This is a genomic window from Acinetobacter sp. AS23 (assembly GCF_023612055.1).
Classification (GTDB): Bacteria; Pseudomonadota; Gammaproteobacteria; order Pseudomonadales; family Moraxellaceae; genus Acinetobacter; species Acinetobacter oleivorans.
Map to the genome: position 1 here is coordinate 585086 of NZ_CP082274.1, position 14678 is coordinate 599763.

The following is a 14678-nucleotide window of genomic DNA, read 5'->3' on the forward strand; positions in this document are numbered from 1 at the left end:
GAATCGTCTAATTAAAAATGTTTTTTATTGCAAAACAAACGAAATGTTATAATATAACAAAAATAAAACATATCGTGATTCGGGACACATCCAATGCAGTTTTATAAAAATATTTTGACCTTATCCATTTTAGCTGTCATATCCGTTCCTTCGTTTGCAGCAGAAAGTGAAAATGTTGAAAAGTTAGAAACTATTCGAATTAAGGCTCATCCACTTGAGCAAACTTCACAAGATTTTGCAGTTGCAGATACTGTTGTTGATCAAAAGCATTTATCGCAAGGTGCTGCCACCATTGGGGATGCGCTGAGTAGTGAAGTAGGAATTTATGCTAATCAGTTTGGGGCTGGTTCGAGTCGACCAGTGATTCGTGGGCAAGATGGACCACGCGTTAAAGTACTCCAAAATTCATCAGAAAATATTGATGTTTCAACGTTGTCTCCTGACCATGCGGTAACTGTAGATCCTGTGCTTGCGAAGCAAGTGGAAGTGATTAGAGGTCCTTCAACTTTACTGTTTGGTGCTGGAACTGTTGGTGGCTTAGTCAACGTAATTGATAACAAGATCCCTACGCAAATGCCTGAAAATGGTTATGAAGGACAAGTTGGCTTACGTTATAACACTGGAAGTGATGAAAAACTGGCGAGCGCTGGAGTAACTGTTGGCTTGGGTAGCCAAGTTGCTTTACGTGTTGAGGGGTTAACACGTGATGCAAATAACTACATTGCGCCAAATTACATTCATGAAGGTGAAAAAGAGCGCCGTGTAGACAATACCTTTGCTCAGGGTGATTCAGTTAACGTCGGGTTATCTTGGATTTATGACCGTGGTTATACGGGAATTTCTTATAGCAACCGTCGTGATCAATATGGCTTACCAGGGCATAGTCATGAATACGAAAGTTGTAGCGCTCATTTAACAGGAACACCACATTTGCATTGTGGAGACCATGAGCATGAAGATGGTGAAGAAGCTCATGATCATGGACAAGAAGCTCATGATCACGAACATGGCGGTCCATGGATTGACTTAAAATCTGAGCGTTATGATTTTAAAACTGAATTAAATGATCCGTTTGCAGGCTTTCAAAAGTTACGTGCACAAGCGAGCTATACCGACTATCAACATGACGAAATTGAAGAGGGTGCAATTGCAACCCGATTCCAAAACAAAGGCTATGACGGGCGTGTCGAGTTGGTACATAACCCAATTGCAAGTTGGGAAGGGGTCATTGGTGCACAGTTAGGCCAGCAAAAACTGAATTTAACTGGCGAAGAAGCCTTTATGGCACCGACCACTACTAAAAAGTGGAGCGTATTTGCTTTAGAACATAAGCAATGGAAAGACGTACATTTTGAGCTTTCTGCACGTGCAGATCAGCAAGAAGTTGATGTAGACGATAACTCTAAACAAGATTTTGATGGCTCGGCATTTTCCTATGCAGGTGCTGCGAATTGGGAGTTTGCACCCAACTACAAACTTTCTTTTGTCGCTTCACATCAGGAACGTTTACCTTTAGCTCAAGAGTTATATGCAAATGGTGGGCACTTTGCGACAAATACTTATGAGTTAGGAAATGATCAACTCAGTAAGGAAAAATCGAATAATGTTGAGTTAGGTTTGCATTTTGATAATAACAAACTTGATTACCATCTTCATGTTTACCATAACTGGTTTGATGACTACATCTACGCGCAAACCCTTGACCGTTATAAAGACTTCCGTTTAGTTCAATATACTCAAGATAAAGCACGCTTCTATGGTGCAGAGGGTGAAATTGGTTATCAAATTACCCCAATGTACAAGATTAGTGCTTTTGGTGACTATGTACGCGGTAAAATTGATGCAGAGGGTAATGCGCCGCGTATTCCAGCAGGACGTTTAGGTACTAAAGTCGATGCAGATTTTGGTGATGGTTTTAGTGGTTCTGCTGAGTATTATCATGTCTTTAACCAAGACAAAATCGCGGCATACGAGACCGAAACTGAAGGCTATAACATGCTCAATCTTGGGGTGGCATATTCTGGACAATATGGTGCAAAAACAGATTATCGTATTTATATGAAAGCGAATAACTTGTTAGATGACACGGTTTATCAACATGCATCTTTCTTATCAAATATTCCACAAGTTGGACGTAATTTTACGGTAGGTGTTGATTTTAGTTTTTAAGGCTTTAACACGAAACTAAACTTGAAAAATCAATCCAAAAGACCTAATTTGAAACTATCAAGTTAGGTCTTTTTTATGCGTATTTTTCAACGAATTCATCAAAAAATAAATTGGTCAGGGCGTCGTTATATGGCGATATTACTTTGCGTTGTTGCTATTGCATATATTGCATCGGCAATTTACCACACAGTAAAACCATTGCCGCAAGGGATTAACTTTAGTGGCAAGCTTAGACATGCCGATGTCAAATTTTTAGCAGATAAAACCTACCTTGATGCAAAAGGGCAACAGCAGGTTGATCAGCACATCTTTGATGAAATCTTGAAAATGATTGATGAGGCAAAAACCACAGTTGTGGTTGATATGTTCTTGTTTAATTCAGAAGTTGGCGATTCAAAACTAAAGCAAAGGCCATTAATGCAAGAGTTAACCGATGCATTAGTAAGTAAAAAAAGACAAAATCGCCAAATCCAGATTGTATTAATTACTGACCCGATTAACTCAGTATATGGTGGTTTAAGCCCTGAACATTATCGTCAGTTACGTCAAGCGGGTGTTGATGTGATTGAAACCAATTTAGCTCCTTTACGTGCTTCTAATCCATTCTGGTCAGGCTTATGGTACATCTGCTGTCAGAATGTTGGAAATAACCCTGAGAAAGGCTGGTTGCCGAATCCATTCGGTGATGAAAAAATTACACTGCGCAGTTATTTGAACTTATTTAACTTTAAGGCGAATCACCGTAAAACTGTAGTCGTCGATACCGATACTGGTTGGAAGTCACTGGTGACTTCAGCAAATCCGCATGATGGTAGTTCTAGACACTCAAATGTCGCATTAGTTGTAACAGGAGCGACAGCAGCAGATGTTTTACAATCTGAAGCCGCGGTTGCGCGAATGTCAGGCAGTAGTTCTCCATCGCTCATTTTAGGGGACTTTGAAAAAGACGTAACCAAACCTCAAGTTCAAGTGTTAACTGAAGGTGCGATTTATCAATCTGTATTGAAATTAATTAACTCGGCTAAGCCTAAAGAGCATCTTGATTTAAGTATGTTCTATTTATCTGAACGCAAGATTATTCAGGCTCTAAAAAGTGCTCAAGATAGAGGGGTTATTGTCCGAGTTTTACTTGATCCAAATAAAGATGCATTTGGTCGACAAAAGAATGGTATACCAAACCGTCAGGTAGCTTCAGAGCTACATGCTGCGGGAATTCCAATCCGTTGGTGTGACACACATGGTGAGCAGAACCATAGCAAAATGATTTTGAAATATAACGCCCAACAGGCTGAGTTAATTGTGGGATCTGCTAATTTTACAGCCCGTAATTTAAAAAATTACAACCTTGAAACAGATATGCTGGTTGTGGGTAAAGTTCAAGATCAAGTCTTTAAAGATGCGCAAGATTACTTCAATACCTCTTGGTCAAACCTACAAGGTAGACAGATGAGCGTGGATTACGCGAAGTATGCAGATGAGTCTAAAGTGAAGTATTGGATTTATCGTTTTATGGAATGGTCAGGGTTATCGACTTTTTAATTTTTCAATTTTTAATCTTTAGTCTTGTATAGATTTGGCAAGATGATTAGCGACATGGATGTCGCCGTTTCACTGTGTTGCAGGGAAGCAACATCAGTGAAACAAAGGTTTTTGTCACTTTTGACCTCTCAAAAGTGAGACATTAGCCTGTACAAAAGACATTAGAACATCACTGTAAGTAAAGGCTGTGCCACAAGTCCGATTTAAGGCGCTGGAGGAATCAACTGATCCAACGTCTTATCATCTAACTTTTCTAATTCACTCAAATCAGTCTTAATTTTCCACTGCGACTCATCATCTACAGGATTTGGTAAACGAGCCTCAAGCCAGTCACAGACTACATCTGGGTTAAATTCAGGATGGTTACACTGAATAATCCACGATAGAAAGTCTTTTGCTTCACCGTTCATGTATGGTGGTGGAGAAACAGGGAAGAATAAAGTCGGTAGACGTTCATTCGTTGATAGATAGTTTAAAACATGTCCTAATTCTTGAACTGTTTGCCATGCTAGCGGATGCTCTACATCAATACTGAACTTAAACCACCAAGCATGTTCGCCGTCTGCTCCATGAGCCATGATACGGGCTTCTTGTACGGTTGGAACTTTGCAAAAAAATTGATGAAGACGTTCAAAACTGATTTCAGACACAGCAATTGACCTAGTTTGAAAAATGGTAATGGTAGCACAGATACAGATTCTTCATATTTTCTTTATAGTCATTACAAACAATATCAATCAAAGCTGTTTTATTCATGGTTTCTCCTTGACTCTCTTTTAATCTAGCTCCAGATCAAGATAAAAGGAAATAGGTCATGAAAAAGCCAATCGTTCTTGTACTTTCAACATTAATGTTGGGTATGTCTGCTACTGCGATGGCCGATACGAGTCATCGTTGGGACAATAACCATGGTAAAAACTATGATCGATATGAGCATCGTGATGACCGCCGTCATGACTACCGAAATGATTATCGCGCTCCACAGTGGTCAAATGCCGATCGCGGTAAGCACTATGGTCGATATGTAGCATTTAAACGTGGCGATCGTGTTCCAGCAGAATACCGCAATAGTCGCTATTATGTTTCAGACTGGAGATCGCATCGTTTGTATGAGCCACCACGTGGATACCGTTGGGTTAAAACACCGAATCAATATTTACTCGTAGACTCAAAACACCAAATTTATCGTGTCCGTTAATTTTTGAAATCTAGAATATATAAATGGCCTCAATATTGAGGCCATTTTTTTATGCTAATTCATCATCTTGAGGCTGAGGGGGCTTTAAAGGCGTTGGTGTTTTTGCATGTTTCTCTCTCATCACTGACGGATAATTCCAAGATGCAAAACGAACAACCAAGATAGAAAGAGCTAAAATAAGAATCGAGCCGGTAATAATAACTTGGTCCATATCCGCTTTATGATCATGTTGGATATCGGAAATGAGTAGGCGAGTTAAGGCTGTAATCGCAACATAAATAAGAAAGCGTACAGGCATATGATTGGTTTTAAAGTAAATTCCAACCATTGCCCCAAGTTCTAAGTATATAAATAATAATAAAATATCATCAATTGAAGCATACTTTTTGACAGTCAAAATTTCAAAAACAGTATTGGCTGCGGACCAAGCCACCATACATCCAATAATAAACAGGGCTAAATAGTGGAAGGCTTCTACGGCGTAATGACCAAAACGGTCAAGTATTCGCTCGTATTTTTTAGGATCAGGCATAGTAAGATCTTTTGTTTGTTTCTTAATGTTTAGAAATTAAACAAATTTCATGCCAATGGAAATAGTAAATACAAAATAAAAAAGCGCCTGAATATTCAGACGCTTTTTCATAAAGAACTTAATTAAGCTTGATTCGTAAAGTAGTCTTCACTGAAGCCCATAATTAAGTCAGAACCAGCTTTAATTTTAGCAATACGTGCATCAATATCAGGCAAGATACGATCAGCAAAGTATTGAGCTAAAGCCAGTTTGTTTTGATAGAAGTCACCAGACTTATCTTTTGCTGCCGCTGCAATTTTTGCAAACATATAAGCGAAGCTGAGTAAGCCAACTGCATGTAGATAATCAACAGCAGCAGCATTCGGGAAGTCTACGTTTTCAGCAGCTTGTTCAATAATAAACTGAGTAATTGCTTCGATTTCAGTTGCAGCATCTAAAGTTGCATCTTTAATGAAGTTCAAATCGGTGTCTAAGTCATTTGCAAAGTCACGAATCTCAGTGATGTATTCAGCAATGAATGCACCGCCACATTTAATGGTTTTACGACCAATTAAATCTTGAGACTGAACGCCGTTCGTTCCTTCGTAGATTTGAGCAATACGAAGATCACGAATACATTGTTCCATGCCCCATTCACGAATATAACCGTGACCACCAAACACCATCTGAGCATCTAAAGTTGCTTGGAATGCGGTATCTGTGAGGTAAGCTTTAGCAATTGGTGTCAAAAGCGCAACGCGATTATTGGCTTTTTTCACAGCTTCAGCATCAGTTGAGAATTTAGTGATATCGAGCTGTTGACCAACATAGACTGCAAAAGCACGTGATGCTTCATTGTTTGCACGTACGTTTAACAACATGCGACGAACATCACCATGGACTAAAATGCTGTCGGCAGGTTTATTTGGTGATTGAACACCAGCTGCACTACGACCTTGTAAGCGATCAGTCGCATATTGCGCTGCATTTTGATAAGCAAATTCAGACGCGCCTAAACCTTGGATACCCATAGATAAACGTTCGTAGTTCATCATGACAAACATGGCAGCAAGACCTTCGTTTTCTTTACCAACAAGGTAACCTTTTGCTGCATCAAAGTTCATCACACAAGTTGCAGACGCTTTAATCCCCATTTTGTGTTCGATAGAACCTGGGCCAACGAGGTTACGTTCACCTAATGAACCATCCTCATTTACCAAATACTTTGGCACGATGAACAAAGAAATACCGCGTGAACCCGCAGGGGCATCTGGAGTTTTAGCAAGTACCAAGTGAATGATATTTTCTGCTAAATCGTTGTCGCCGCCAGTGATAAAGATTTTAGTACCTGTAATGTTATAAGTACCATCTTCGTTAGGTTCTGCTTTGGTTTTAATAATACCTAAGTCAGTACCTGCATGTGGCTCGGTTAAGCACATCGTACCCGACCATTCACCTGAATAAATCTTTGGTAAGTAAGTTTCTTTTTGTTCTTGAGATGCATAGCTGTTTAAAGCCATACCTGCACCCACAGAAAGAAGCGGGTAGAGCATGAATGATGGGTTAGTTGCAAATAACATTTCATCAGAAAGAACGGTGAGCATTTTTGGCATGCCTTGACCGCCCCATTCTTCATCGGCACCTAAGCCAATCCAACCACCTTCTGCATATTGACGGAATGCATCTTTAAAACCAGTTGGTGTGAACACCTCACCGTTTTCATAGCGAGCGCCTTCTTCATCACCGGTACGGTTTAATGGATGAGTCACGTTCTGAGCAAATTTAGCCATTTCTTCTAAAATTGCTTCAGCTGTTGCAGCATCTACATGAGCGAGTTTCTCATTAGACTGCCAAAATTGTTCTGCTTTAAATACATCATTTAAGATGAATTTCATATCAGCTAAAGGAGCATTGTAAATTGGCATAATCGTTCACCTTTTTTGTGCACATTGGCCTGTGCTAGATATCCTGTAAAACGAAATGGATATGGAATTTAAAGTGTAAATTTATCATTGATTTTATAAAAAAAGGACCGTCAAAACTGAGCAGTCCTTTTTTGTTTTTTAACATTGCATATCGCAACTAACTATGGTTAGAAAGCGAAATGTTCAGCGTCTAATGACATCAATGGATCTAGACCACCTGCAATCACGTCTACATGAGAACGTACGCGTGGCAAGATTTTCTTGAAGTAGAAGCGAGCAGTTGTAACTTTCGCGTTATAGAAATCAACATCGGTCGTACCTTCTGCTAATTTCTCTTGTGCAACAAGTGCCATACGAGCCCATAGATACGCTAAAGTGATATAACCTGAGAAGTAGAGATAATCTACAGCAGCAGCGCCTACTTCATCTGGGTTTTGCATTGCGCGCATACCAATCTGCATAGTGAGATCGCCCCATTCTTTGTTAAGAGCTGCAAGCGGCTCAACAAATTCTTTCATGGCAGCGTTGTCTTTATTTGCTTCAACAAATTTGTGAACAATTTTGGTAAAGTCTTTTAGCATTGCGCCTTGAGTTTGCAATACTTTACGGCCTAACAAATCAAGTGCTTGAATTTCAGTTGTGCCTTCATACAAACATGAAATACGTGTATCACGTACGATTTGTTCCATGCCATGCTCAGAAATAAAGCCATGACCACCGAAGACTTGAACACCATGCTTAGCAGATTCAGAACCTGTTTCAGTTAAGAATGCTTTTGCAATTGGAGTCAATAAAGACAAGATGTTGTCAGCAAACTTACGCTCTTCTTCTGTTTCACCTTTTTCAACGATGTCAGCATATTGAGCAAGTAAGTAAACAAGTGCACGACCGCCTTCAGCAAATGCTTTTTGAGTTAAAAGCATGTTACGAACAGCAGGGTGAACGATAATTGGGTCTGCATCTTTTTCTGGAGCTTTAGGACCAGAAAGCGAACGCATTGCTAAACGTTCTTTTGCGTAAGTTAACGCACCTTGGAAAGATGATTCAGACGCAGCTAAACCTTGAACTGCAGTACCAATACGTGCTGTGTTCATGAAGGTAAACATACAGTTTAAACCACGGTTTTCAGGTCCGATCAAGTAACCTTTAGCTTGGTCAAAGTTAATGACACAAGTCGCGTTACCATGAATACCCATTTTGTGCTCGATAGAACCACAACGAACCGCATTACGCTCGCCCACAGTACCATCTGCATTTACATGGAATTTAGGAACGATGAATAATGAGATACCTTTGGTACCTTTTGGTGCACCTGGTAAACGAGCAAGAACGATATGGATGATGTTTTCAGCCATGTCATGTTCACCAGCAGAGATAAAGATTTTCTCGCCAGAAATTGCATAGCTACCGTCAGCATTTGGTTCTGCTTTAGAACGGATAATACCTAAGTCAGAACCTGCATGAGATTCAGTTAAGCACATCGTACCTGTCCAAACACCTGAAACAAGGTTTGGTAAATAAGTATTTTTTTGTTCATCAGAACCATGATGTTCTAATGTACGTACAGCTCCGTGAGACAAGCCAGGGTACATACCCCAAGACCAGTTTGCTGTACCAACCATTTCAGAAATTGCAATACCTAAAGAGTTAGGTAAAGCCTGACCACCGTATTGTTCTTCTGCTGATAAAGACGGAAAGCCAAGTTCAATATATTTTTGATAAGCTTCTTTAAAGCCTGTTGGAGTGGTAACTACGCCATCATTCCAAGTACAACCTTCACGGTCGCCAACTTGGTTTAAAGGAGAAAGTTCATTTTCACAAAAGTCTGCCGCAGCTTCTAAATATTGATCAACCAATTCACGGCTTACGTTACCTTGGAAATCAGGTAATTTTGCATAGTGTTCTTCAGCATTTAATAATTCATGCAAAACGAATTGCATATCACGTAAGGGCGCTTTGTATTGTGGCATATCGGGTTCCTCAATACTGGTGAAACCAGAGTTATAATCTTAATCTATGAGAATGTGCCATTAGGCACCTTGGACTATTACATCGTGCAACAACTTGCATAACTGCACAAGCACCTCAGGACCTTTACTTTGTGACTGCAAAGTCAAGAAAAAAATGCTTAAACTAGCTAAGTGCTTTGAGTGTAAACACTTTTGGTTATGTTTATATGATACAAATAGTCAAAATCGTAAACAGTTATGTATAAACAAAAGGCGCCTATAGGCGCCTTTTGTTTTATGATTTTTAGAATTATTTTGCTTGAGCTGATGCAGGAGCAGGGGCGTTAACTGGTGGTTGTGGGCGCTTTGGTTCAAAACGAAGGTTACAAGTACCTTCAAGTGTCTTATCTCCAACTTGAACATTTACTGCTTGTCCATTGGCCTTACCATCACATGCTTTTTGGATTTGTTCAAAGCGAGCTTGACGTTCTGCACGGTGTTGTTCCCATGCTGCTTTTTGCTCTGGTGTGAACTCACGATGTTTCATACGGTGGTGCCCTTCACGTGGGCCATCTTGCATTATGCCTCGCTCTGGCTTTGGTGGCTGAGTCGTCGATTGACATGCCGCTAAACTTCCCATTGTTACAATTGCCGCACTGAATAATGCAATTTTTGCCGTCATTTTCATATTTAAAGCCTTTTAATGTTGTGTTTACTGATGGCTTAAAGATTAGATAATAAAGATGTAGAAACAATGGAGAGTTTTTCTTTTCGTTGTTGGTTACAATGCGAAATATAGGGTAAAAATGAGAGAGTGCTTTTGAACGTTCTACGTGTTCCCATTGCATTACGGTTATTTTTGACAGTCTTGCTCACCACATTGCTTATTGCGACTGCAAGCTTGAGCGTTTTGCACTGGACAATGCAAAAGAACTTTGCCAAATACGTGGCTGACGTTGAAATGCAGAAGCTCGACCGCCTTATTACCAATCTAGGCGATGTCTATACGGTGTACCATGATTGGGGGAATGCGATTCAGGCACAGATTTTACAAATCGAAGGAACCGCGGCTCCTGATGACTACGATCGTCTCTCGCAGTGGTGGCTTCGTCGTCAATATGACATTGCCATACAACAGCATTCTTTCGATGAACATGCCCTTATTAATATTTCACCGCAAGTTGCACCGACAAATAAAAATACTATTTTTAGCGATGAAGAGTTAAGAACGCTTGAGCAAAATTTACCTTCTCAATATCAACCCTTTGAAGGATTAAGATTCCCCTTAAGCGCAAACCAATTTCGCCCAAGTGATGATAAAAATAAGTCTAAGAAAGGGAGCTTAAAAGATATTGAAACTCAAAATGGTAAAAAGCGTTTTATTGCTTTGCCCGACCGTTTAGGTTTGAGCTCACGTTTATCTTTATATGATGCACGACACCAGTTTGTTGTAGGTGAGCCACCTTCTTCAGATCAGATGTCATTTCGCCCGATTATCTTAAACAATCAAGTGGTTGGATATTTAGGTTTAAAACCTGTTCTAGATAAAGAAGATGCTTTGAGTATTAATTTCTTTAGTAACCAAAAGCGCTATTTACTCTTAATTTATGCTTTAACCTTACTTTCAAGTTTAGTTGCAGCGCTATTGATGGCGACTTATTTTAAAAAGCCGATTCAGCGTTTATTAAATGCAACCAATGAATTAACGAAAGGAAATTATCAACATCAAGTTGTTATTAAACGAAATGATGAGTTGGGTGATTTATCAACTCAATTGAACCATTTAGCAGAAATTTTACATCAGCATGAAGAGTCGCGACGTCAATGGGTGGCAGATACTTCTCATGAGCTAAAAACGCCGTTGGCTGTATTACAAGCACAAATTGAAGCGATGCAAGACGGGATTCGAAAAGCAACCCCTGAACATTTAGATGCGATGATGCGTCAGGTTTCAAGTCTGAAAAAATTGACCCAAGACCTTGCAGACTTGGCACAGGCAGATGCCCAGCAGCTTAAGTGTTATTTGAGTTCTGTTAATCCATGGGAAGTGGTATTACAGGAAGTAGAAAACTTTAAACCTAAACTTGAGCAGGCTGGTCTCGAAATTCAAGTTGAAGGAACAAGTTCTCCGCTATTATTAGACCGTGATCGGTTTAAACAGATTATTGTTAATTTAATTAGTAATAGTATTCGTTATACAGAAACAGGTGGCAAAATTCATATTCATACAGCTCAAACTCCGCAGGAGTGGACTTTGTATGTCGATGACAGCCCATTTGGTTTAAACGATGAGCAGTTATCCCGTTTAGGTGAACGTTTCTATCGCGTAGATGATTCGCGTACGCGTAGTACAGGTGGAACAGGGCTAGGCTTGGCTTTGTCTTGTAAAATTGCGCAGGCGCTTGGTGGTACACTCAGTTTTGAACATTCACCGTTAGGTGGTTTACGTTGTGTGCTCACTTTTAAAAAGCAGAGTTAAATATAAAAGGAAAAATATCTCATGAAACATGTGATGTTGGTTGAAGATGAAGTCGAATTAGCGCATTTAGTGCGTGATTATCTTGAAGCTGCCGGTTTTGAAGTAAGTATGTTTCATGATGGTCAAGATGCCTATGCGAGTTTCCAGCAACGTAAACCTAATTTAATGGTTCTGGACTTAATGGTTCCACGAATGGATGGTTTGACCATTTGCCGTAAAGTTCGTGAACAGTCAGATTTGCCGATTATTATGGTGACGGCGCGTACCGAAGAAATTGACCGTGTATTAGGTCTCAACATGGGCGCTGATGATTACGTATGTAAGCCATTTAGTCCAAAAGAACTTGTTGCTCGCGTACAAGCTGTTTTGCGCCGTTTAGAGCGTAAAGCAGAGCCTGAACAAAATGATTCGTTCCGAATTGATAAAGCTCAACAAAGAATTTGGTATCAACAAAAATCATTGAGCTTAACGCCAACCGAATTTCGCTTACTTGAGCTATTTTTAGAGCATGTAGGGCAAGTGTATTCACGTGCACAATTATTGGATCATATTAATCCAGATAGTTTTGACGTTGCCGACCGTGTAATTGACAGCCATATCAAAAACTTGCGCCGAAAAATTAGTGAAGCAGCTGAAACTGGTAACCGTCATGAATGGATTCAAGCTGTTTATGGTGTAGGTTACCGCTTCGAATATCCTGAAGAGTAAAACACTCGCGAAAGTTATTCTGTGGATAACCACAATGTTATCCACAGAAAATGTGGATAGTTTTAAAGATTTTATGGATAAATAATAATCTTCGTATGATTTGGTACGAATTGCCAAATCTCATCTATATCTGCATTTCTAACCGCAATACATCCTAATGTCCAATCCTTATGGGGCATATAAGTCGAGCTAAACGGCATATATAAAAAGGATTTTGGAACTGATCCATGAATCATGATATTTCCACCTGTTGGTTGATTATATTGCTTGGCATAAGCAATATCTTTCGTATCGGGATAGGAAATATGCAATGATTTATAGAAAGCACTTTGTGGATTGCGCCAATCTATAGAATAGATCCCCTCAGGTGTTTTTCCATCATTTTCAAATTGTTTATGTCCTTTGGGATTAAAGCCAAGACGGATAGGATAACGACGAATCACATCCTGATTACTCTTGAGCAGAAGTATGCGTTGACTTTTAAATACTTCAATTGAGGTGATGGGCTTTGTCTTGATTAGATCCGAAATCTCTTCGGGTGAAAGAGCTTTATGGGATGAGGTAAAAGTCGGTAAATATTTTTCATATTTATAAAAAGCGATTCCGAGTGGAACTATAAGAAGTGTACAAATAATGATAGGTCTAATTTTCATATATTATTCTTTGATGCTTAAAAACTCTCTTAAGCCACTCCTAAAGTGGTTTAAGAAAGTTTTAGTTTTTAAAGTATTAAGAAGAACAGCTGACAGCTACGTCTGGTACGTCACTTGGTAATGGGCCTAAATCTTGTGGCTGTTCGAGCTCTGGTTGTCTTGTATATGGCTGGTCAAGCAGCTTAAACAAACGGTCTACTTCGCTAAAATCATCTCGTTCTGCTGCTTCAATAGCACGCTGAGCCATGTGATTACGTAAAATATAAATCGGATTTGCTTTCTGCATGTTTGCATCAAGTTCATCGATATCTTGATGTTCACGAATACTTTGATATTGGCTAAGAAACTCATCAAACTGTCGAATATCAAGGCAATCATCTCGTAGAGTTTTATATTCTTTATTTTGAAGTCGGATAAAGCTCTGAGTGTAATCGAGTTGTTCAGTTTGTAAGATTTTTAAAAAACTAAAACTACAATCAAGGCTGTCTTTATGAAAATGGGGAAGTCCCATTTTTTGACATAAACCAGTTGTGTAATGCTCAATAAAAGTCGGTTCAAATTGTTCTAAGCAACGAGCTAACTCTTCTTTGAACTGATCCTTTTGTTCAGGTTCAGCAAGTGGAATTAAGTTGTTTAACCATGTCCATAAATTCCAATGACCTATGCTTGGCTGGTTTTGATAAGTATAACGGCCTTGATAATCTGAGTGGTTATTAATCCAATTCGGGCGGAAGCGTTCCATAAAACCATATGGACCAAAATCGAGTGTTGAACCTGTAATATTTAAGTTATCGGTATTCATCACGCCATGAGCAAATCCAACCAATTGCCATTTCGCAATCATGATTGCAGTCCGCTCAATTACTTTCTTTGCAAAAGATAAAATAGGATTTTCAGTTTCTAGACACTCAGGATAATGCCACTCAATACATTTTTGAGTGAATTCTGACAGTAACTCTGGAGCGTATTGATTAATCCATTCAAAATGTCCTAAACGGATATGACATTCAGATGTTCTGAGTAGCATTGCGCCTAACTCTAGTTTTTCACGCTGTACCCCTTGAGTAGAGGTCGTAAACCCTACTGCGTGACTAGAAGCGACGCCTAAAGCATTTAAAGCATGCCCAGCTAAATATTCGCGGACAACGGAACGCAGCACTGCACGTCCATCTCCCATTCTTGAGTAGGGTGTCGGACCTGCACCTTTGAGATGTAGGTCGATGGTTTGACCTTTTGTATTGAGTATTTGTGCAATCAGTAAGCCACGACCATCACCGAGTTGTCCTGCCCATTGTCCAAATTGGTGGCCAGCATAGACCATCGCCAGAGAAGGGAATTCAGAGAAAGTACGCTGTCCGCTACAGATTTCAACCCAAGCATCTTTTTCGTCTTCTGACCATTGCAGTTCATCTGCCAAAGCAGCATTGAAATGGCCTGCTTTTGCACCACGCAAAGGCGATGGTTGCTGAACATGGAATAATTTAGAAGGAAGTGAAGGGTAGAGCGGATTAAATTGCATGGGCTTGGCAAAATAGAGAGAGCGGATT

12 protein-coding genes are annotated in these 14678 nt (G+C 39.7%); 5 read left to right on the plus strand and 7 right to left on the minus strand.

The genetic code is table 11. The annotated features are described in order from the left end of the window. The first annotated feature begins 93 nt into the window (after positions 1-93). Both znuD and K6I41_RS02895 read left to right on the plus strand, forming a co-directional pair. On the plus strand, positions 94-2169 hold the full coding sequence (gene znuD / locus K6I41_RS02890; RefSeq protein WP_250375165.1) for a zinc piracy TonB-dependent receptor ZnuD: 2076 nt from the start codon (positions 94-96) through the stop codon (positions 2167-2169). Between the two features lie 75 nt (positions 2170-2244). Next, a complete protein-coding gene (locus tag K6I41_RS02895; RefSeq protein ID WP_250375166.1) occupies positions 2245-3708 on the plus strand; it encodes a phospholipase D family protein in 1464 nt (487 codons plus the stop codon). Between the two features lie 203 nt (positions 3709-3911). On the opposite strand, the gene K6I41_RS02900 is transcribed toward K6I41_RS02895, so the two are convergent. Then, positions 3912-4358, minus strand: coding sequence for a hypothetical protein (locus K6I41_RS02900; protein ID WP_004789125.1), 447 nt, complete (start codon positions 4356-4358; stop codon positions 3912-3914). A 164-nt stretch (positions 4359-4522) separates the two neighbouring features. Between K6I41_RS02900 and K6I41_RS02905 the strand changes: the two genes are divergently transcribed. Next, positions 4523-4906: an RcnB family protein gene (locus tag K6I41_RS02905; protein ID WP_174743759.1), complete on the plus strand. Its 384-nt coding sequence runs from the start codon at positions 4523-4525 to the stop codon at positions 4904-4906. A 49-nt stretch (positions 4907-4955) separates the two neighbouring features. Here the strand turns inward: K6I41_RS02905 and K6I41_RS02910 are convergent, their stop codons facing one another. The 4 genes from K6I41_RS02910 to K6I41_RS02925 all read right to left on the minus strand — a co-directional run bounded on the left by K6I41_RS02910 (position 4956) and on the right by K6I41_RS02925 (position 9979). Further along, a complete protein-coding gene (locus K6I41_RS02910; RefSeq protein WP_013196854.1) occupies positions 4956-5438 on the minus strand; it encodes a phosphate-starvation-inducible protein PsiE in 483 nt (160 codons plus the stop codon). A 122-nt stretch (positions 5439-5560) separates the two neighbouring features. Continuing rightward, positions 5561-7342 carry an acyl-CoA dehydrogenase C-terminal domain-containing protein gene (locus tag K6I41_RS02915; RefSeq protein ID WP_250375167.1) on the minus strand — a complete coding sequence of 594 codons (1782 nt, stop codon included), beginning with the start codon at positions 7340-7342 and terminating at the stop codon, positions 5561-5563. Positions 7343-7509: 167 nt separating this feature from the next. After that, positions 7510-9312, minus strand: coding sequence for an acyl-CoA dehydrogenase C-terminal domain-containing protein (locus K6I41_RS02920; RefSeq protein WP_004789135.1), 1803 nt, complete (start codon positions 9310-9312; stop codon positions 7510-7512). Between the two features lie 289 nt (positions 9313-9601). Beyond that, positions 9602-9979 carry a hypothetical protein gene (locus K6I41_RS02925; protein ID WP_250375168.1) on the minus strand — a complete coding sequence of 126 codons (378 nt, stop codon included), beginning with the start codon at positions 9977-9979 and terminating at the stop codon, positions 9602-9604. Positions 9980-10111: 132 nt separating this feature from the next. On the opposite strand from K6I41_RS02925, the gene baeS reads away from it, so the two are divergent. Both baeS and K6I41_RS02935 read left to right on the plus strand, forming a co-directional pair. Next, a complete protein-coding gene (gene baeS / locus K6I41_RS02930; RefSeq protein ID WP_049838143.1) occupies positions 10112-11770 on the plus strand; it encodes a sensor histidine kinase efflux regulator BaeS in 1659 nt (552 codons plus the stop codon). A 21-nt stretch (positions 11771-11791) separates the two neighbouring features. Continuing rightward, complete coding sequence (locus K6I41_RS02935) at positions 11792-12478, plus strand: response regulator (protein WP_003655179.1); 687 nt, start codon at positions 11792-11794, stop codon at positions 12476-12478. Between the two features lie 71 nt (positions 12479-12549). Here K6I41_RS02935 and K6I41_RS02940 read toward each other — a convergent pair whose 3' ends face one another. Then, complete coding sequence (locus K6I41_RS02940; RefSeq protein ID WP_250375169.1) at positions 12550-13131, minus strand: L,D-transpeptidase family protein; 582 nt, start codon at positions 13129-13131, stop codon at positions 12550-12552. Positions 13132-13207: 76 nt separating this feature from the next. After that, the gene (locus K6I41_RS02945) at positions 13208-14650 is read right to left on the minus strand and encodes a protein adenylyltransferase SelO (RefSeq protein ID WP_250375170.1); all 1443 of its coding nucleotides are present in this window, start codon (positions 14648-14650) and stop codon (positions 13208-13210) included. Positions 14651-14678: the final 28 nt, after the last annotated feature.

Bases quoted from the DNA above. Each gene is read 5' to 3' on its own strand.
- K6I41_RS02925 (WP_250375168.1), bottom strand. From the start codon at position 9,979: ATGAAAATGACGGCAAAAATTGCATTATTCAGTGCGGCAATTGTAACA.
- K6I41_RS02935 (WP_003655179.1), top strand. From the start codon at position 11,792: ATGAAACATGTGATGTTGGTTGAAGATGAAGTCGAATTAGCGCATTTA.
- K6I41_RS02915 (WP_250375167.1), bottom strand. From the start codon at position 7,342: ATGCCAATTTACAATGCTCCTTTAGCTGATATGAAATTCATCTTAAAT.
- K6I41_RS02920 (WP_004789135.1), bottom strand. From the start codon at position 9,312: ATGCCACAATACAAAGCGCCCTTACGTGATATGCAATTCGTTTTGCAT.
- K6I41_RS02895 (WP_250375166.1), top strand. From the start codon at position 2,245: ATGCGTATTTTTCAACGAATTCATCAAAAAATAAATTGGTCAGGGCGT.
- K6I41_RS02940 (WP_250375169.1), bottom strand. From the start codon at position 13,131: ATGAAAATTAGACCTATCATTATTTGTACACTTCTTATAGTTCCACTC.
- K6I41_RS02905 (WP_174743759.1), top strand. From the start codon at position 4,523: ATGAAAAAGCCAATCGTTCTTGTACTTTCAACATTAATGTTGGGTATG.
- K6I41_RS02945 (WP_250375170.1), bottom strand. From the start codon at position 14,650: ATGCAATTTAATCCGCTCTACCCTTCACTTCCTTCTAAATTATTCCAT.
- K6I41_RS02910 (WP_013196854.1), bottom strand. From the start codon at position 5,438: ATGCCTGATCCTAAAAAATACGAGCGAATACTTGACCGTTTTGGTCAT.
- znuD (WP_250375165.1), top strand. From the start codon at position 94: ATGCAGTTTTATAAAAATATTTTGACCTTATCCATTTTAGCTGTCATA.